Origin of the sequence: Azospirillum sp. (assembly GCF_035628975.1) — a bacterium.
Lineage (GTDB): Bacteria > Pseudomonadota > Alphaproteobacteria > Azospirillales > Azospirillaceae > Azospirillum.
The window spans coordinates 74291-92873 of sequence record NZ_DASPIS010000122.1 but is presented as its reverse complement, the minus strand read 5'-3'; the positions used below and the strand labels follow the sequence as shown (position 1 = coordinate 92873).

The window sequence follows — 18583 nt, the reverse complement described above, 5'->3', positions numbered from 1 at the left end:
CGCGGCGCCTTCCCTCCGGCTTTCCCTTCGAGGTACGACTTATGAGCGCGACCAAGACCAAACTCGCCCCCGCCCACACCCTCTCGCGCCGCGGCGAAGGTCCCAACCCCATCGACATCCATGTCGGTGCCCGCCTGCGGCTTCGCCGCACCCTGCTTGGCCTGAGCCAGGAGAAGCTGGGCGAGGCGGTCGGGATCACCTTCCAGCAGCTGCAGAAGTACGAGCGCGGGTCGAACCGCATCAGCGCCAGCCGCCTCTACAACCTCTCCCAGGTTCTGGGCGTTCCGGTCAGCTACTTCTTCGACGACATGCCGTCTCCCGACCAGATCGCCGCCGAGGCACCGGCCGAATGCGCGAGCGAGACCGACGAGTTCGAATCGATGGCCCGCCGTGAAACGCTGGAACTGGTCCGTGCCTATTACCGGATCGAGGATCCGGGCGTGCGCAAGCGCACTTTCGACCTGCTGAAGGCGTTGGGCGGCGACCGCATCGCGCTGGTCGAGGAATAAGGGCCGGGCGAAGGGGAGCAGCCCGACGGAAGGCGCGCGGCGGAAGCCTGCGCCTGCACGGCAGCTCGCATCTTGAGCCCGACCTGCCAGTAGTAGAACGCGCGTCCCAACGCGTGGTCGAGCCCCGCTGTGCCGTCGAGGACGCCCAGGCGCAGCACATAGGCATGCAGGAAGGCCCAGAGCGGACGACCCGGCAGGCGCTGAAACAATCGCTTCAGCGTCCGCCGACGCAGGACTCCGCCATCGCCCGGCTCGCCGTCGATCAACCGGTCCATCCGGCCGTCGGCACGCAAGGCCGCCTCCCAGTCGGAATAGCGGTTGTGCCGGTCGAACCAGGCGGACGGCGGCTTGGCGTCGCCATGGTCCATCGGGTGCCGCAGCCGCCCTGTCGTGCCGGCGACCAGCGGCTGGTAATGGCCTTCCACCTCCCACATGGCAGCGACATCCAGGTCCGGCAGATCGGGAAAGCGGACATGGCGGCGGTCGAGCAGGGCCAGCTTGCGGTTCCAGCAGCCGAAGCGCAGCGCGCGGCCGCGCAGGACCGGGCGGCCATCGACCCAATAGGCGGAATGGCGCGGACCGCCGGCCATCAAACCCGCGATCTCATCCACCAGCGCCGTGGTCGGCCGTTCGTCCGCATCGACGAACAGCACCCAGTCATGGGCCAGCGGCAGACTGTCCAGACACCATTGCTTCTTCTTGGGATAGCGGCCGTTCCAGTGGAAGGGCACCAGTTTTGCGCCAAGGGACCGCGCGATGTGCGGCGTTCCGTCCTCGCTGCCGCTGTCGACGACGAAGCACTCGGCAAAGCGGGTCAGCGCCGCTAGGCAAAGGACGAGGTTCGCGGCCTCGTTGCGGGTCATCACCACGACGGAAACAGGGATCGGAGTCATCGTGCCTCCTCCCCCGTGCGCCCGTCCCGAAGGGCATGGCGGGCGGATAGGCAGAAGCAGGCGGCGATCAATCCGGCCATTCCCGCCAGCGGCACCACCACCGCCGGATTCGGCCAGTCCGGCAGGGAAGCCGCGCCGGGCGGCTGGATCATGTCGGCGGCAAAGGGCAGATCGACCCCGATCATCATCGCCACGCGCTCCTGATCCAGCAGCAGGTCGCTCAGGGCCTGCCGGTGCTCGGCCACGGTGACGGCACCCAGCCGGTCCTTGATATGGGCGATCTGGGCCGCGCTGCGCCGTGCCGCCTCCGCCCGCAAATGGGCGTCGGTGGCCGCAGCGACGCGGCCCAGCAGGTCGAGCGCCGTGGCGCGGTCGGAATGGCGCAACGTGATCCGCCGCATCGGACCCGACCGCAGCATGTCGATCACCAGCCGGTCGCGCAGGGCCCGCGCCACCCGCTCTCCATCCGGTTCCACCCAATCCTGCCGGCCGACCAGCGAGAGCAGCGTGCGCTTCACAGCCGGAACCACTCCGGAGGGCGGGCGCCAGCGTTGCGTCTCCGCATCCCAGCGGTCGGGGAACAGGGCCTGCAGCAGCCTGGAATCACGCGCCAGCTGCTCCGCCACCGGGCCGGAACCGAAAAGCTCCAAATAGCGGGCGAAATCCGACAGCGATTCGTCGCCGGCTCCAGGTTCGGCCATCGCGGCGGAATCGCGTCCGCTCAGCATTGGCACACGCGCGCCCATGGCGGCGGAACCGACCCGGGCCGTAGGACCGATCACCATCGCCGCCGTATAGGCCGGCGTAACCAGCCACAGGGCGCAAACCGCAAGCACAATGCCGCCGAAGCCGCCGGCCAGGAGCCAGCGCCAGCCCTGCCGCAGCTTGCGAACAAGGCGGCGGAGATCGCCCTCCCCACCCGTCACGGGGAGCCGCAGCGTCATGGCATTGGGTTGGCCCAGCGCGCCGTCAGGCATGGGGCAACGGCCTTGTCATCATTGTCCGGGGGATTCGCTGCGCCGGCAGAAGGCCTTCGGCGATTGCGGCGAAAGCGGTGGCGGCCCGATCGGCAGTCCAGACCGCGGATTGGCCGGCGGCGCGTGCACCTTCCGCCGCGCAACGCATCGGATCGGCGGCATAGGACCGGACTGCATCGGCGATGGCGGCACCGTCGAACGGGTCGACGACCAGTCCGCAGCCGGCAACCCGCGCGGCGGCCTCGCTGCCCCGCGGACCGAGGAACAGGCAGGGGCGGCCCGCCGCCTGGACGCCGGCCAGCTTGCTCGGCACCAGCATGCCTTCCGCCGCCGGGTGCATCGTCACGAGATGCAGGTCGGCGGCCGACAGGCTCTCCGCCAGCCGATCCGCTGGTTGCCAGGGCAGGCGCCGCAGGTTGCGCAGTCCCCGGCGTTGCGCCTCCCCCTCCACCGCCGCGAATCCCCGCCCTTCCCCGGTCAGCAGGAACAGAACACCAGGGTCGCTGTCCTGCAGCCGCGCCGCCGCCTCCAGCACGCCGTCCATCGGGTGGGCGAGACCGAGCGTGCCGGAATAGGCGACCAGAAAGCGCCTGTCCCCGTCCACCACCCCCAGCGAACTGCGGAACCCGCCCCCCTCCTTGGGCAGAGGGTGGATGGCGGGGTCGGGCCAATTGGGCAGAAGGCTCAGCCGCTCCCCCATCACGCCCATGGCCGCGATCCGGTCGCGCATGCAGCGTCCGATCGCGATCACGCCGTCGTGACGGCGGAGGGACCGGGCCATTCCCCTCCCGGCGAGTCGGTGCAGCATCGACGGCATCCGCACCCCCAGCACCGGCAGCAGATCGGGATAGAGATCCTGGCACCAGTGCAGCGATGCCGCACCATGGCGTGCCGCCAGCATCGGCCCGGCCAGCGCCAGCATCGGCGGGTCGGTCATCGTCACCACCACGTCGTGGCGCGGCAGGCGCAGGGCGCGTCCGGTCAGACGGCACAGCGACTCGATATACGCACGAGCGTCCGGCCTCTCCCCCTCCGGCACGCCGCCGCCGGTCCGGTGGAGCGCAATGCCATCCCGCGCATCGGCCCGCGACTCCGGGCCGTCCGCGACCACCGTGACCCGCCAGCCCGCATCCGCCATGCGGGTTGCCAGATCATGGAGGCAACGCCCGGTCGCCCCGCGGTCCGGCGGGAACACCCGATTCACGAACAGAATGGAAGGTATGACGAGCTTCACAGCGCACCAAAGCCTGAATTGCACGCGAAAGTATGCTTGCGCTCTAGAGCTTGGACAACCCTTTCCTGGGTTCGGACCCCAAAAGCATCAGCGACAGGATGACGCCGGTGTCGAGATACTTGAAGCTGGTGTGGAGGCAGAGCGCCATGAGCAGCGGCGGCACCACCGCCATGGCCAGCGGCGGATCCTCCGCCAGCAGGCGGCGCCAGGGACGAACCAGGGCGCACAGATAGGCTCCAAGCGCCAGCATGCCTAAAAGCCCGGTCTTCAACAGGCTGTAGCTGACCAGCGTGTGGGTGTAGCTGACCCGCCATCCGCCGACGGCCGGATTGGTGATGCGCGCTCCCCATCCATCACCGAACAGCAGGGTCCAGGGTGACGAGACGGCATGGTCGATCACCGCCGCCGCTTCCTCCCAGCGCGTGTTCGCCCCGGTCAGCCTGGTCTTCTCCGCCACCTGTTGCCAGGCGCCGACCAGCGCATCCCCGGCGGGAAAGGCGACGAAACCGGCTGCCAGCAGCAACGGCACCGCCAGCCAGGGGCGTCGCCGCACCCACCACAGGGCCACCATCGTCAGAGACAGCGCCGCCAGCCCCAGGGCGGTGCGGTGGACCGCTCCAGCCAGGGCGCCGAGGCAGAGCGATCCTCCGGCGGCGCAGGCGAACGCCGCGATCCAGCGCCTGAACGATCCCCCGACCGCCACCAGCGACAGTGCCAACGCCGGCAATGCCACCGCGGCGAACAGCACCGATGGGGCATTCAGCAGATAGGCGCCCCCGTCCGCCATCGCCCGCGTGCCGACGGCACCGAATCCCCACTCCGCCTGCTTCCACCAGCGCAATGCCAGCAGAAGCCCGGCAAGCGTCAGCCCGCCGGCCAGAAGGCGCACACCCCAGGTTCCGGCGCGCCGCAAGGCGGGAACCAGCAGCACGGGCAGGAACAGATAGAACAGCGGCACCACATCGCGCAGGATGTCCGCCGCCTCCCAACCCAGTGCCGCGCCGCGCAGCAGCGGCACCCACAGCAGCCAGCCCAGCGCCGCGACCGCAACGGCCATCCACGCCGCATCACCCGAGTCGTGCAGGGCGTGGCCGGTCGCGACCATCAGAGGCCGTCTCCAGCCGATGGCCAGCAGGATCAGCAGGCCGATGGCGGCCTCGCCCCAGCGCAGGGACGGCGGCGCCGGAACGCTGATGCCGCCATAGATCAGCAGCGCCGCCGCCATGGCCCACGCCGGAACCAAGCGATGTTCGGTCGCGGCGGTCACCGCCGCACCGGCGGTGATGCGTCGGCGCCGCTCAGGCCCAGCGCTGTTCGGCGCGGTCCAATCGGTAGAACAGCCCTTCCTGCGGACGCAGGCGCAGGGTTCCGGTGAGGGTCACCGGCTCCCGCGTGGCAGGCAGCGCGATGGAGGAGTGCACATGCATCATGGCGGCCGGACCGGGGCTTTCGCAGGCGGGACAGCCCATGGGGTTGGCGGACAGGATGAAGCGGTTGTGGGTGGTGCCGCCGGTCAACGGAACCATGAAGCCGCGGACGGTGACGGTACGGCCGTCCAGGGCAGACACCTTGACCGGAAACTGCGGATCGCCGGCCAAGCCCCCCAGCCGGACCGCGCCAAGGTCGCGCCACAGCGCCGTGGTTTCGTCCAGCGGCAGGTGGAAGGGGCCGGCGGGGTGGTTGGGCGCATCGGGCGTGCCGGCGGCCCACACGGCCCAGCCGGCGACGGGTGCCAGCGCAAGCGGCAACAAGATCTGGCGCCGGCCGGGCATGGCCGCGCCAAGACGGGTGGCGGAGTTCATGGTCGCTTCTCCCCTGCTGCGTTGCTTCGTCACCGGGGCTGCGAAATCGGGGCGCCGTGTGCTTTGGAAGTCTTTGGGCCGGTCGCCGGGGGACAGCTTGATCCGGTGCTGGGCGCCGCCTTCTGCCGGGCGGTCGCCGAATGCGCGGGAGTGTCCGGCAAGTCGAGCTTCCGGTCAACGGCCAATTCGGTGTGCTGTTGTAGGGAATTCGGTCCAGAAGGACAGGATCTCCATGTGCGGAATCAATGCATGCGGCATCACTGCAGGTTTCAAAAAAACGCAATGTGTTTGACGGAATACGGCAGTGCGCCTCATAGTCCACCGGCTGTCCCTGCCGCACTGCACACAGCCCTGAGCCAGCCGTTCCCGTAACGAGACGAGCCATGGAAACCTTCCGCTTCCAGCCAGGCGAAACGCCGGTCCTGCTCAGCATTCCGCATGTCGGGACGATGATTCCGCCGGACATCGCCGCGACGATGACGGAACACGGGCAGGCACAGCCCGACGTCGATCGACACCTGGACCGGTTGTATCATTTCGCCCCGGCGCTCGGAATCGGATTCCTGACCGCGCTGTGTTCGCGCTATGTGGTGGACCTGAACCGCGATCCCGACGGTCTCGTTGCCCAGCCCGGCCTGGACCCGACGGAGATCTGTCCGCTCACCACCTTCGACCGTGCGCCCATCTACCAAGCCGGTCAGGAACCGGAACAAGTGGAGATCGAACGGCGGGTCGGCGCCTACTGGCGCCCCTATCACGACCAGCTGCACAACGAGCTGCGCGCCCTGCGCGACCGATTCGGGGTCGCGGTCCTGTTCGACGCCCACTCCGTGCGCAGCCGGGTTCCGCGATTCTTCGACGGCACCCTGCCCGACTTCAACCTGGGGACCGGCGACGGCAGCAGTGCCGCCCAACCGCTGGTCGCACGTCTGATGAACGTCCTTTCGGCATCGGAACGTTACTCCGCCGCGTTGAACGGCCGTATGCGCGGCGGCTTCATCATCCGCAGCTACGGCAAGCCGGAGGAGAACATCCACGCCATCCAGCTGGAGCTGACCCAGTCCACCTACATGGACGAGGATGCTCCCTACCGCTTCCGCCCCGATCTGGCGGCCGAGGTGAAGCCCGGGCTGGAGCGGTTGATGAGCGCAGTCGTCGAATGGTCGTGGCAGAAGGCCACGGGCCAACGCCGCGCGGCCTACCTGTAACGCGCCCTGATAAAGAGTGGCCCTCCCCCGTCGCCGGGGAAGGGCCGAAGGACGGCCTGATCGGGGATGGATCAGATCTGGCCGCGCTCGCTCGCCTGACGCATCAGGACGTACTGGCGCATCATCTGATTGCGGAAGCGGTAGCGTTCCAGGCCCGGTTCCACCACCGGGGCCAGGACACCGCCATGGTCCTCGCGCGTCAGGCGTTTCAGCAGGTCCAGCGTCGCGGCACTCGGCAACTCGCCGCTGTCGCCCGCCAGATCGTTGGGGTCGAACACGCCATAGGCATCGGCCGGGCACAGGGCGGCGGCCAGCAGCGCGTCCTCCAGCTCCGCGCGGCGGTCGGCGGCCAGTGCGCGGGCATAGCTCTCGACGATGCCGCGTTCGGCCTCCTGCAGGCAGCGGGCGACGGCATAGGCGAGATCCGGCCGCTCCACCAGCTTGCTGCCGCGGCTGACGGCGCTACGCGCCGCGTGCAGGCCGAGCAGCTGTGCGTAGTAAGGCAGCCCGCGCACGAATTCGGCGATCCGCCGCACCACATCCGGCGCGAACTCGATCGCGGCATTCTGGGCACCGGCCTGGATCAGCCGGCCGATCTCCTGATCGGTCATCAGCGGCAGATGCACCGGCACCAGCGACCGCTGGATCGACGGATGCTTGCCCAGCAGCTGGTCCAGGTTCTCGGCGACGCCGACCACCAGCAGCGTGACGGGGATCGAGCTGTCGGTGAGATTCTTGAACAGCTCCGCCAGCTTGTTGCGGAAATCCTCGTCGAGGACGCGGTCGTATTCGTCCAGGATCAACAGCACATGGGTCGCATGGATACCCGACAGCACCTCGTTCAGCTCGGTAACGCTGAAGGTGCCGTCCGGCAGCAGCTCGTTCAGGCTGGCGAAGTTGCGCCGGGCCGCGAACGGGTTGTCAAGCGCGGACCGGTAGTAGGTGGAGGGGATCTTCTTCAGGAAGTGCCTGAAGATGTCCTCGAAGCTCAGTTCGCCGCTGCAGGTCAGCTTCAGCGACAGATAGCCGGCCTGCCCGGCGATCTTCTCGATCGCGTTGGCGACGGAGGTCTTGCCGCGGCCTCGGTCGCCATACAGGATGACGTGCGCCCGCTCCTCCTCGATCGCTGAAATGATGCGGCGAAGCGTGTCGTTGCGGCCGATGAACAAGCCGTTCAGCTGCTGCTTCGGCCGCGTCGGGGTGAAGGCTTCGCGCAATAGGCCGTTCAGCTCGGGCGTCAGCCCCTTCAGCATCGCTGGCGCGTTGGCGCCCATGCCGCCTCGATAGCCGCCGTTAACCGACATGGTGAAGCGCGGCAGATCGTGCTCGCTCTCCGCCTCGCGCCCTCCGGGCTGTGGGAACATGTGGCCGCGACGGTCGCTGGTGGCGTCGTTGTCGATCACGTCGGGAAGACGCGGCGCGGCGGGACCGCGCATCGCCTCGAACCCGCTCCGACCTTGTCCCCCATCGACCGGACGCAGGAGCGTCCCGCCGGGCCGGGAGAATCCGGGTGCATTGGGGAAGTTGCCGGCGGCAGGTCCAGGGCCTGAGATCCCCGGCCCCGACATACCCGGCCCCGACACACCCGGTCCAGCCATGCCCATTCCATTGCCTGTGAGGCCATTGCCGGTGAGCCCGTTGCCGGTAAGGCCGCCACCAAGTCCGCTACCGCCGAGACCCGCTCCGCCAGCCGCCGGCATCCGTTCGTCCGCCACAGCGGCCGAACGACGCTTCCGAAAGAAATTCCGCATCCGTCCCAATCCCCACGCGTTGTCGGCGTTCGCGGAACCGTTCCCCTTTCGGCTTCTCTGTCGGGCCAGGAACGGTTCCGCGTGTTCCCGATGTAAGCGCTGCGCCGGCCGGGGTGGGCTGGGATTTCGGATATAATACCGACGCGGCATCCCTCGTTCGAGGACCTCTTCCGAAGGGGCAGGCGCCCCGACGCCATAGGCCTGCTCAGCCGATCAGAATCGGCCCGACCGTTGCCCAGCCATAGAGCACGGCGAGGAACAGGGCGAGGGTCATGCATTCACGCAGGAAAGCCAGAACCGACATGCCAACCTCCATTGTTCGTGTCTTGTTCCGGTATAGCTACCAGAACAGACGCGGAACGGCAACTGCGCAGTTCTGCCTATGTTCCCGTTATGAGCGCGGGTGTTCCCTTCCGGACACAGATCGAACGGGTAGGTGGGTATAAGATTACGTGTCGGACGTTCGAAAATTTCGGGCCGAAACTCAGGCTGGATCGGCGTCGTCGTAGCGGATCAGGTCGGTCCAGGCGCGCTCCAGCCGCCGCAGGGTGCGGTAGGTGGTCTCGAAATCGGCGCCGTCGCTGTCGCTGCGCAACAGGCTGTCGGCCCGCGCCGTTTCCAGCTTCTTCAACGCCTCGCAGGTGGCCAGCCCCTGTTCGGACAGCTTGAGCCGCGCGGCCCGCCGGTCGCGCAGGGACGGGCTGCGGTCGACATAGCCGGCTTCCACAAGGTGCTTCAGATTGTAGGAGGCGTTGGAGCCCAGGTAATAGCCGCGCTCCAGAAGATCGCGGACCGACAGTTCCTCGGTGCCGATGTGCAGCAGCATCAAGGCCTGGGTCGGGCTGAGGTCGGTCACACCGATCCGGGCCAGTTCCATCCGAAGCACGTCGAGGAAGCGCCGGGTGATGCTTTCCATGACGCGGCCAAGGTCGGTGTAGACCGCGGGGGCCGCCACGCTCTGCTGCATGCTCATCGTTCCTGTGCCAGTGGCTTGTCAGCCGTTGTCCGGTCGCCGCGGCACCGCCGCACTTGCGAACCGGCGGACCGGGGAAGCGGTGCCGAAGCCCTTTTCCCGCGGTCGTTTCTTAATGGCCTGTGACGATGGGCGGATTTTGATGCGAATTGGAGGGACAAACTTGAGACGTGGGGGCTTTCCTGCCCCTCGACCGCCCCTTTACATGGTGCCCGGGTAGGCTCCGCCGTCCAAAAGGATGTTCTGGCCTGTCATGAAACCGGAACTCGCAGCGCAGAGGAAGGCGCAGGCGGCCCCGAATTCCTCCGGATCACCGAATCGACCGGCGGGGTTTCCCTTGCGGCGCAGGTCCATCTCTTCGTCGATGCTGCGACCGGCGGCCTTGGCTCCGCCTTCCATGGTCTTGCGCAGGCGGTCGGTCTCGAACGGGCCGGGCAGCAGATTGTTGATGGTGACGTTGTGCTTCACCGTCTGGCGCGACAGTCCGGCGACGAATCCGGTCAAGCCGCTGCGCGCACCGTTCGACAGACCGAGAATCGGTATCGGTGCCCGCACCGCGGCCGAGGTGATGTTGACGATCCGGCCGAACCGGCGGGCGATCATCCCGTCCACCGTCGCCTTGATGAGGAAGATCGGCGCCAGCATGTTGGCGTCCAGCGCGCGGATCCAGTCCTCGCGGTCCCAGTCGTGGAAATCGCCGGGCGGCGGCCCGCCGGCATTGTTGACCAGGATGTCCGGCTCCGGACAGGCGGCGAGTGCCGCGGCCCGTCCCTCTTCCGTCGTGATGTCGCCGGCAGCGGTGGTGACGGTGGCGCCGGCCCCGCCGGTCGCCTTGCGGATCTCCTCCGCCGTCGCCTCCAGCGCATCGGCGTTGCGGGCGGTCAGGGTGACATGCACGCCTTCGCGGGCCAGCGCGAAGGCGCAGGCACGGCCCAGCCCCTTGCTGGCGGCGCAGACGATGGCGCGGCGGCCGGCGATACCCAGGTCCATGCTCGTCCCTTCCTTATGTTCTTAGCGTGTCGTTTTGGAACCGGATCGTTGCGGTTCCGTCCGTTGCAGTTCCGAAAGGACCTCGCGCGCCAACGGCACGGTCACGCCGCGATGGGCGGCGAGCGATGCGTGGTCCAGTGCAGCCACCAGCCGGCGGGCGAAGTCCAGCGACCGCTCCATCCGCGCCAGCAGGTAGGTGATGACCTCCAGCCCCGGCCGCAACTGCCGGTCGGCGAACAGCTTCACCAACACGGCGGCCAGCAACGCGTCGTCGGGCGGACGAACCTCGACCGCCGGCGCCCCCTTGATGCGGGACCGCAGATCGGCCAGCCGCGTGCGCCAGCGCGACGGGGCCTTGCGCGACAGCAGCAGAAGGTGGCCCTGTTGCTCGCGGGCGAGATTGTAGAGGTGGAACAGCGCCTCTTCCCGCTCGGGCCTGCCGGACACCGCATCGGCATCCTCGACCACCACGGCGTTGGCGGGCGCCAGCAGCCCCGGCACCACGCCCGAGTCGAGCATATCGCCCCTGGTGATGACGGCATGGCTGCGGGCGCGCCAGACCTGGGACAGATGGGTCTTGCCGCAGCCGGCCGGCCCGAACACGGTCAGCGCCGGAGCGGGCCAGGACGGCCAGCGGTCGAGCCAGGCCACCGCGTCGGCATTGCTGGACGCCACGAGGAAGTCCTCGCAGCCCATCGCCGTCCGATGCCCGAGGTCGAGCGGTATCTGCGCCGGCAAGCTCATGCGGACACACCCAATCAGCGTTCCGCGTCGATGCCGCGGTAGTACGGGCTTGAGAGATACTGTCGCAACGCGAAGCGGGTCAACACGCCGATCACCGCAGCCACCGGAACCGCCAGCAGCACGCCGACGAATCCGAACAGGCTACCGCCAGCCAGCAGGGCGAACATCACCCAGACCGCATGCAGCCCGACCTTGTCGCCGACCAGCTTCGGCGTCAGGACATTGCCCTCCACCGCCTGCCCGAACAGGAAGATGCCCACCACGACGGCGACCCGCCAAAGCTCGTCGAACTGCAGCAGGGCAAGCCCGGTGCTCGCGACGAAGCCGAACAGGCTGCCGACATAGGGAATGAAGGACAGGATCCCGGCCATCAGGCCGATCACCAGCCCGAAATCCAGCCCCGCCGCCGACAGCGCCAGCGCATAGAAGACACCCAGCACGAGGCAGACCATCGCCTGCCCGCGCACGAAGCCGGACAGGGTCACGTTCACCTCGCGCGCCTGCTCGCGCACGGTCTCGGCGTGCTGGCGAGGCAGCCACGAATCGACCTTCCCCACCATCACGTCCCAGTCGCGCATCAGATAGAAGGCGACGATGGGGGTGATGAACATCAGGGTCACGATGTCGAACACGGCAACGCCGCCGGACAGGATGCGGCTGACGATGCGACCTACCATCCCCGCCACCTCGCCGGCATAATTGCCGGCGGCGGCGCGCAGCCGCTCCACATCGTCGGCCGGAAGCCGATGGATGAAGCGGTCGAGCGCCGGGATCAGCCGCTCCTTCACCAGCGTGGCGTAGGTCGGCAGCACCTCCAGCAGGTGGGAGATCTGCCCCTGCACCAGTGGCACCAGAAGAAGCGCCATCAGCACCAGGACCAGCAGGAATCCCAGCAGCACCAGCGTGGTGCCGAGCCAGCGCGGCAGCCGCGCCCGCTCCAGCCGGTCGACCAGCGGGTCGAGCAGATAGGCGATGGCCAGCCCCACCACGAAGGGCAGCAGCATGTCGGCCAGCAGCCACAGCGCAAGGACGAACAGTCCGAGCCCGATCAGCCAGAAACGGAGCTGCTTGGCCGACGTCACGGAACGCCGCCGAGCCGGTTGAACAGCAGGGCACCGCGCCGTGCGTACAGCAGTCCGGACAGCACCGTGGTCACCGTGCAGGCGTAGACCAGCACATCGACCAGCTCCCACCCGTACAGATGGATTTCCGGCAGGCCCAGCGCCGGCGGCGCCAGCACCGCGGCGGCAAGCGCGATCTGCACCACCGTGTTCACCTTGCTGACGTAGAGCGGCTGCATCGCCAAGGTCTCCTTCAGCGTGAACAGCAGGATGACGCCGCCGATGATCATGATGTCGCGGAAGATCACCATCATCGCCAGCCACAGCGGGATCGATCCGACCCAGGCCAGCGCGACGTACACGCCGACGATCAGCGCCTTGTCGGCCAGCGGGTCGAGGTAGCCGCCCAGCACCGTACGCGCCCGGAACATGCGGGCGATGGCGCCGTCCAGCGCATCGGACAGGCCGGCGGCGACGAAGAGGGCGAAGGCCCACTCCATCTTGCCGGTCAGGATCATGTACATCGCGGCCGGAACCGCCACGATGCGCAGGAAGGTGATGATGTTCGGAACGCTCACGGCGCGCTCTTGGCCGGCAGCGTTCCCAGATTGCGCGGCGGAGCGCCCAGCGTGCCGCCCACCGATCCGCCGGAAACGCCGGCATCCAGCGGCGCCGACGGCGCCAGCGTGGTCGGAGACGCGACCGGAGACGCCGCGGACGGAACGGCCCCGGCCGACGCGGCTCCCGACCCGCGCGGCAGCAGCGTCAGCTGCCAATCGGCGGAGGGAACCGGCAGCGGCGCAGCGGGATAGGCGGCCGGAGCCGCCGCGGCCGTACGCGCAAAGCCCAGATCCTGCCGGGCAAGCGCCTGGGCCAGCTGGTCGGGATCGCCGCGATGGGTCAGGGTGATCAGCGCCTCGCTGCGGCTGATCGACATGAGGTTGGTCCGGGTCACCGCATTGACGGAGGAAAGGCGCTTGCGCGTTTCCACCCAGTCGTTCACCGCCGACAGCGGAATGCGGACCAGGGTGTTGTGCTCCGGGCCAGTCGCCGTGGTGTGCTCGCGCCGCCAGGAGTCGTCCAGCTGGGTGCCGACCGCGGCGACCGCGCGGGTCAGCACGTCGTCGGCGCTGCTGCCGCCCTTCACCTGCACGACCTGATTGTCGCGCGTGCCGTCCAGCCCATAGCGGGTGACGTCCACCGTCATGCCGCGCGCCGGATCCGGGCCGTTGGCCGGCAGATCGGTGCGGGCGACCACGACCCCGCCGGCCTTGTAGGCCTGGGCGATGCGGCCCAGCGCCTCGGCATTGCCGGCGATGGCGTCCTCGCCGCTGATCGCCTGCGCGTCTGTCAGTTCGCCGTCCGGCACGACCAGCGGCACCAGGGACGCGGCGGGCTGCCGCGCTTCCCATGCCGCGCGCCAGGGGGTGCGGTCCTGCCACAGGATGGTGCGCCCATCGGTCTGGGTCACCGGCAGGATGACGAAGGGACGCGACGGCGGCTCGACATACTGGGTGGCGCCGCCGCTCTGGCCGAGCGCATCGCGCACCGCATTGGGGCGGAACCGCACGGTGATGGCGCCGACATAGCGGCTGGCCGACACCTTTTCCTCGTCGATCTCGAAGCCCTGGACCAGCCTGGCGATCTCGTTGTCCGACAGGCGCGGCGGGGTGCCGCCGGGGACGAGGCGGCGGTAGAGCTCCGCCCAGGCCTTGGCCTGCGCCTCGCGGATCGCCTGGTCGCGGACCGTGGTCGGATTGCTGCCGTTGATGTCGACCCGGACGCCCGACACCGCGAACGGGTCGGAGGCGGACGGCATGGCGGCAGAGGCGGCGGCAGAGGCGGCGGCCGGCGGCGGGGAACCGGTCTGCGCACCCGCCGGCCCGGTCATGGTCAGGACCAGAGCGGTGGACATGGCAGCAAGACCGGCGAGGAGCGGCGCGCGGCGGCGGTGGAGCATTGCAAAGCCTTCCGATTCGAGTATGTTCGGCCCGAGCCCAAGGCCCGGTATATAGCTCAGCCCAAGCGAGGATACCATCAGCACCCAGTCCTATAACATGTCCGACGCCTACAAGCAGGCCGGTGTGGACATCGATGCGGGCAACGCGCTTGTCGAAGCGATCAAGCCCCTTGCCCGCTCCACCGCGCGTTCCGGCTCCGACGCGGGCCTGGGCGGCTTCGGCGCCCTGTTCGACCTGCGCGCCGCCGGCTACCAGGATCCGCTCCTGGTCGCGACGACCGACGGCGTCGGCACCAAGCTGAAGGTGGCGATTCTCGCCAACCGTCACGACACCGTCGGTATCGACCTCGTCGCCATGTGCGTCAACGATCTGGTGGTCCAGGGCGCGGAGCCGCTGCTGTTCCTGGATTACTACGCCACCGGCAAGCTCGACGTGGCCGCCGGACGCGACATCGTCGCCGGCATCGCCGAAGGCTGCCGTCAGGCCGGCTGCGCGCTGGTCGGCGGCGAGACCGCCGAGATGCCGGGCATGTATTCCGAAGGTGATTACGACCTCGCCGGTTTCTCAGTCGGTGCCGTGGAACGCCAGCACGCCCTGACCGGTTCCACCGTCCAGGCGGGCGACGTGGTTCTCGGCCTCGCGTCCACCGGCGTGCATTCCAACGGCTATTCGCTGGTGCGCAAGCTGGTGGAAAAGTCGGGGCTCGGCTATGACGCCGCCTGCCCGTGGGACGAGTCGAAGTCGCTGGGCGAGGCCCTGCTGACGCCGACCCGCATCTATGTGAAGAGCACGCTGAAGGCGGTGCGCGCCGGCACGGTCCGTGCCATGGCCCACATCACCGGCGGCGGCCTGATCGAGAACATTCCGCGCGTTCTTCCCGACGGGCTGGGTGTGGTGCTCGACGCCTCGACCTGGGCGCTGCCCCCCGTCTTCTCCTGGCTGATGAAGACCGGCGGCATCGCTCCCTACGAGATGGCGCGCACCTTCAACGTCGGCCTCGGCATGGTCGTGGTGGTTCCCGCCGACAAGGCGAACGAGGCCATCGACATCCTGCGCGAGGGCGGCGAGACGGTCTACACCGTCGGCACCGTCACCGCGCTGAAGGACGGCGACGCCCGCGTGACCGTCAACGGCATGGACGCGGCCTGGACCGCGTAAGGGACGCCCAAGGATAGGTTCGATGAGCAAGTTGAAGCTCGGCGTCCTGATCTCGGGGCGCGGCAGCAATCTGCAGGCGTTGATAGACGCTTGCGCCGCGCCCGATTTCCCGGCCGAGATCGCACTGGTGCTGTCCAACAAGGCCGATGCCTTCGGCCTGGAACGTGCCTCCGCGGCCGGGATCGCCACCGCGGTGGTCAGCCACCGCGACTATCCCGGCGACAAGCCGGCCTTCGAGGCGGCGATGGACGCCCGGCTGCGGCAGGCCGGCGTCGAGCTGGTCTGCCTCGCCGGCTTCATGCGGCTGCTGTCGCCCTGGTTCGTCGGGCGCTGGCAGGATGCGCTCATCAACATCCACCCGTCCCTGCTGCCCTCCTTCAAGGGCCTGGACACCCATGAGCGGGCGCTGGCCACCGGCGTCCGTTTCCATGGCTGCACCGTCCATCATGTCCGCCCGGCGATGGACGATGGTCCGATCATCGCGCAGGCCGCCGTTCCGGTCCTGCCCGGCGATGATGCCCATCGTCTGGCCGACCGGGTGCTGGAGGCGGAGCACAAGCTCTATCCCCATGCCGTCCGCCTGATCGCGGAGGGTCGCGCCCGCGTCGACGGCGATCTGGTGCGGATCGACGGGCCTCTGCCTGAACTGGCGACCGTTCTCAACCCGCCCCTTTAGGCGGGTTCTTCCTTCCGGCCCCTATCCTTCCGGCATAGTTGACGGTTCCGCTCGGAATCTGTTGCGTTTCCGTACGCCTGCGTCAGAATTGCGGGCAAAAGAAACTGTTGGAGGATTGATCGATATGGCGGCCGTGAGTCCCAACCCGGTCAGTGAAGAGACCGTACGTACCCATCAGGCGACCTGGATCGCCTTCACCAAATTCATGAAGCTCAGCATCGCGGGCGTCATCGCGGTGCTGGTCCTGCTGGCGATCTTCACCCTGTAAAGGCCGAAGGCCGGAACGCGCATTCGTTTCCATCCGTCCTTCCCCGCCCGGCGTCTGCCGGTTCCGGGGAAGGATCGGGAGGAAGGTCCTACGACAACGGGTCGGGGCCGGTTACTGCGCCAGAACCAGTTCGCCGTGCTTGGTGCAGTCGGCCTCGGCCAGTTCCACGAATCGCTCGGTCACCTGATCCGGCTGGGTGATCTTCGTCGGATCCTCACCCGGGAAGGCCTGGGTGCGCAGCTTGGTCGCGACCACGCCCGGATCGATCAGGTTGACACGCACGCTGGAACTGGCGACTTCCATCGCATAGGTCTTGACGATCATCTCCAGCGCCGCCTTGCTGGCTCCGTAGGGCATCCAGTAATGGTGCGGGGCCTTGGCAGCGGCCGAGGTGACGAAGACGGCACGGCCGGTGCCGGACGCGCGCAGCAGCGGATCCATCGAGCGGATCAGGCGATAGTTCGCCGTCACATTCAGGTCCATCACCCGCGACCACAGCTTCGGGTCATACTGAGCGACGGGACCCAGCGCCTCCAGCGCGCCGGCATTGCCGATGACCACGTCCAGCTTGCCGAACCGCTCGTACAGCGCGTGGCCGAGCTGGTCGATCTTGTCGTAGTCGCGCAGGTCCATCGGCACCAGGGTCGCCGACTGGCCGGAGATCTTCTGGATGGCGTCGTCGGTCTCCTCCAGCCCGCCGACGGTGCGGGCGACCAGGACCAGATGGGCGCCTTCGGCGGCAAAGCGCTTGGCGACGGCGGCGCCGATGCCGCGCGATGCGCCGGTGACGAGGGCGATGCGGCCGGAGAGACGGGACATGGGGACGACTCGTTTCCTGGGATTATTGTTCGTTCACATATTAAAAATCCTCCCCCGTTGCGGGGGGAGGGTTTTTGGGGTCAGGCGCGGACGGCGACGTTCGCCTCGACCGGCGGATTTTCCAGCGCGTCGGTCAGCGGGATCGGGTAATCGCCGGTGAAGCAGGCGTCGCAGTATCCGAGCTTTGCCGGATCGCGCTTCTCATCGCCCATCGCCCGATAAAGGCCGTCGAGCGAGATGAAGGCGAGGCTGTCGGCCTGGATGAACTCGCGCATCTGCTCCACCGTCATGCGGTGGGCCAGCAGCTTGCCCTGCTCGGGCGTGTCGATGCCATAGAAGCAGGGGTGCGAGGTCGGCGGGCTGGAGATGCGCATGTGCACCTCGGCGGCACCGGCGGCACGCACCATCTCGACGATCTTCTTCGACGTGGTGCCGCGGACGATCGAGTCGTCCACCAGCACGACGCGCTTGCCTTCGATCATCGCGCGGTTGGCGTTGTGCTTCAGCTTCACGCCCAGATGGCGGATCTGGTCGGTCGGCTCGATGAAGGTGCGGCCGACATAATGATTGCGGATGATGCCGAGGTCGAAGGGCACGCCGGCTTCCTGGGCATAGCCCAGCGCCGCGGGCACGCCGCTGTCGGGGACCGGCACGATCACGTCGGCGGGGACACCGGCCTCGCGGGCCAGCTCACGGCCGATGCGCTGGCGCGCCTCGTAGACGGAGGTGCCCTCCATCACGCTGTCGGGACGGGCGAAGTAGATGTATTCGAAAATGCACAGGCGGCGCTGCTGCGGCTGGAACGGGCGCAGGCTGTGCACGCCGCCGGCGTCGATGACGATCATCTCGCCCGGCTCGACGTCGCGGACATATTCGGCACCGACGATGTCGAAGGCGCAGGTCTCGCTCGCCAGGATGTGGGTGTCGCCCAGCCGGCCCAGCACCAGCGGACGGACGCCGAGAGCGTCACGCACGCCGATCACTTCCTTGGAGGTCAGCGCCACCAGGGAGAAGGCACCCTCGACCTGCCGGACCGCCTCGATCAGGCGATCCACCGGCGAGCCGCCGCGGGCCGTCGCCATCAGGTGGACGATCACCTCGGTGTCGGTGGAGGACTGGAACAGGCAGCCGCGACGGACCAGCTGGCGGCGCAGGGTCTGCGCGTTGGTCAGGTTGCCGTTGTGGGCCAACGCGAAGCCACCGAACTCGAAATCGGCGTAGAGCGGCTGGACGTTGCGGATGGAGGTATCGCCGGTGGTGGCGTAACGCACGTGGCCGATGGCGCTGGCGCCCTTCAGCTTGGCGATGATCGCCTCGGAGCTGAAATGGTCGCCGACCAGGCCCAGCGTGTGCTGCAGGTGGAAGCGGCCGCCGTCGAAGCTGACGATGCCCGCCGCCTCCTGCCCGCGGTGCTGCAGGGCATGCAGGCCCAGCGCCGTGATGGCGCCCGCCTGCGGGTTGCCGTAGATGCCGAACACGCCGCACTCTTCGCGCAGCTTGTCGTCGTCGAACGGATGCGTCGTCAGCATCACCAGAAGTCCTTCGTCCAAGAGGCGCCG

Annotated in this window: 19 protein-coding genes; 5 read left to right on the top strand and 14 right to left on the bottom strand. The window is 68.3% G+C overall.

All coding sequences use genetic code 11. The features are described 5' to 3' along the window. The first annotated feature begins 41 nt into the window (after window positions 1-41). Window positions 42-509 (top strand): helix-turn-helix transcriptional regulator, encoded by a 468-nt coding sequence (locus VD964_RS26130; RefSeq protein ID WP_324871395.1) that lies wholly within the window; start codon window positions 42-44, stop codon window positions 507-509. Here the strand turns inward: VD964_RS26130 and VD964_RS26125 are convergent. From VD964_RS26125 to VD964_RS26105, 5 genes are all read right to left on the bottom strand, one after another. Then, window positions 419-1402, bottom strand: a complete 984-nt coding sequence (locus VD964_RS26125; protein ID WP_324871394.1) for a glycosyltransferase family 2 protein — start codon at window positions 1400-1402, stop codon at window positions 419-421. The genes VD964_RS26130 and VD964_RS26125 overlap by 91 nt on opposite strands. Continuing rightward, window positions 1399-2379 carry a hypothetical protein gene (locus VD964_RS26120; RefSeq protein ID WP_324871393.1) on the bottom strand — a complete coding sequence of 327 codons (981 nt, stop codon included), beginning with the start codon at window positions 2377-2379 and terminating at the stop codon, window positions 1399-1401. The genes VD964_RS26125 and VD964_RS26120 overlap by 4 nt, the downstream gene beginning before the upstream one ends. Next, window positions 2372-3583 carry a glycosyltransferase family 4 protein gene (locus VD964_RS26115; RefSeq protein ID WP_324871463.1) on the bottom strand — a complete coding sequence of 404 codons (1212 nt, stop codon included), beginning with the start codon at window positions 3581-3583 and terminating at the stop codon, window positions 2372-2374. The genes VD964_RS26120 and VD964_RS26115 overlap by 8 nt, the downstream gene beginning before the upstream one ends. Window positions 3584-3656: 73 nt before the next feature. After that, window positions 3657-4880, bottom strand: a complete 1224-nt coding sequence (locus tag VD964_RS26110; protein WP_324871392.1) for a hypothetical protein — start codon at window positions 4878-4880, stop codon at window positions 3657-3659. A gap of 31 nt (window positions 4881-4911) precedes the next feature. Beyond that, window positions 4912-5415, bottom strand: a complete 504-nt coding sequence (locus tag VD964_RS26105) for a hypothetical protein (RefSeq protein ID WP_324871391.1) — start codon at window positions 5413-5415, stop codon at window positions 4912-4914. A 383-nt stretch (window positions 5416-5798) separates the two neighbouring features. Between VD964_RS26105 and hutG the strand changes: the two genes are divergently transcribed. Further along, window positions 5799-6623 carry an N-formylglutamate deformylase gene (gene hutG, locus VD964_RS26100; protein ID WP_324871390.1) on the top strand — a complete coding sequence of 275 codons (825 nt, stop codon included), beginning with the start codon at window positions 5799-5801 and terminating at the stop codon, window positions 6621-6623. Window positions 6624-6694: 71 nt separating this feature from the next. Here hutG and VD964_RS26095 read toward each other — a convergent pair whose 3' ends face one another. The 7 genes from VD964_RS26095 to VD964_RS26065 form a co-directional block, all read right to left on the bottom strand. Beyond that, entirely contained in the window at window positions 6695-8059 is a 1365-nt protein-coding gene (locus tag VD964_RS26095) for an ATP-binding protein (RefSeq protein ID WP_324871389.1), read from the bottom strand. 799 nt (window positions 8060-8858) lie between these two features. Then, window positions 8859-9341: a MarR family winged helix-turn-helix transcriptional regulator gene (locus VD964_RS26090; RefSeq protein WP_324871388.1), complete on the bottom strand. Its 483-nt coding sequence runs from the start codon at window positions 9339-9341 to the stop codon at window positions 8859-8861. Window positions 9342-9548: 207 nt separating this feature from the next. Further along, window positions 9549-10337, bottom strand: a complete 789-nt coding sequence (locus VD964_RS26085) for an SDR family oxidoreductase (RefSeq protein WP_324871387.1) — start codon at window positions 10335-10337, stop codon at window positions 9549-9551. Between the two features lie 21 nt (window positions 10338-10358). Next, window positions 10359-11081, bottom strand: coding sequence for an HdaA/DnaA family protein (locus VD964_RS26080; protein WP_324871386.1), 723 nt, complete (start codon window positions 11079-11081; stop codon window positions 10359-10361). 14 nt (window positions 11082-11095) lie between these two features. Next, a complete protein-coding gene (locus tag VD964_RS26075; RefSeq protein ID WP_324871385.1) occupies window positions 11096-12163 on the bottom strand; it encodes an AI-2E family transporter in 1068 nt (355 codons plus the stop codon). Continuing rightward, window positions 12160-12720 (bottom strand): CDP-alcohol phosphatidyltransferase family protein, encoded by a 561-nt coding sequence (locus tag VD964_RS26070; RefSeq protein WP_324871384.1) that lies wholly within the window; start codon window positions 12718-12720, stop codon window positions 12160-12162. Before VD964_RS26070 ends, VD964_RS26075 begins: the two co-directional genes overlap by 4 nt. Next, complete coding sequence (locus VD964_RS26065; protein WP_324871383.1) at window positions 12717-14102, bottom strand: DUF2066 domain-containing protein; 1386 nt, start codon at window positions 14100-14102, stop codon at window positions 12717-12719. Before VD964_RS26065 ends, VD964_RS26070 begins: the two co-directional genes overlap by 4 nt. A 97-nt stretch (window positions 14103-14199) precedes the next feature. Here VD964_RS26065 and purM point away from each other — a divergent pair, with 97 nt between their 5' ends. From purM to VD964_RS26050, 3 genes are all read left to right on the top strand, one after another. Next, window positions 14200-15261 (top strand): phosphoribosylformylglycinamidine cyclo-ligase, encoded by a 1062-nt coding sequence (gene purM, locus VD964_RS26060; protein WP_324871382.1) that lies wholly within the window; start codon window positions 14200-14202, stop codon window positions 15259-15261. A 22-nt stretch (window positions 15262-15283) separates the two neighbouring features. After that, entirely contained in the window at window positions 15284-15937 is a 654-nt protein-coding gene (purN, locus tag VD964_RS26055; RefSeq protein WP_324871381.1) for a phosphoribosylglycinamide formyltransferase, read from the top strand. Between the two features lie 124 nt (window positions 15938-16061). Further along, on the top strand, window positions 16062-16205 hold the full coding sequence (locus tag VD964_RS26050; RefSeq protein WP_324871380.1) for a hypothetical protein: 144 nt from the start codon (window positions 16062-16064) through the stop codon (window positions 16203-16205). A 111-nt stretch (window positions 16206-16316) separates the two neighbouring features. Here VD964_RS26050 and VD964_RS26045 read toward each other — a convergent pair whose 3' ends face one another. After that, complete coding sequence (locus VD964_RS26045; protein WP_324871379.1) at window positions 16317-17024, bottom strand: SDR family NAD(P)-dependent oxidoreductase; 708 nt, start codon at window positions 17022-17024, stop codon at window positions 16317-16319. Window positions 17025-17104: 80 nt separating this feature from the next. Further along, complete coding sequence (gene purF, locus VD964_RS26040; RefSeq protein WP_324871378.1) at window positions 17105-18553, bottom strand: amidophosphoribosyltransferase; 1449 nt, start codon at window positions 18551-18553, stop codon at window positions 17105-17107. Window positions 18554-18583 lie beyond the last annotated feature (30 nt).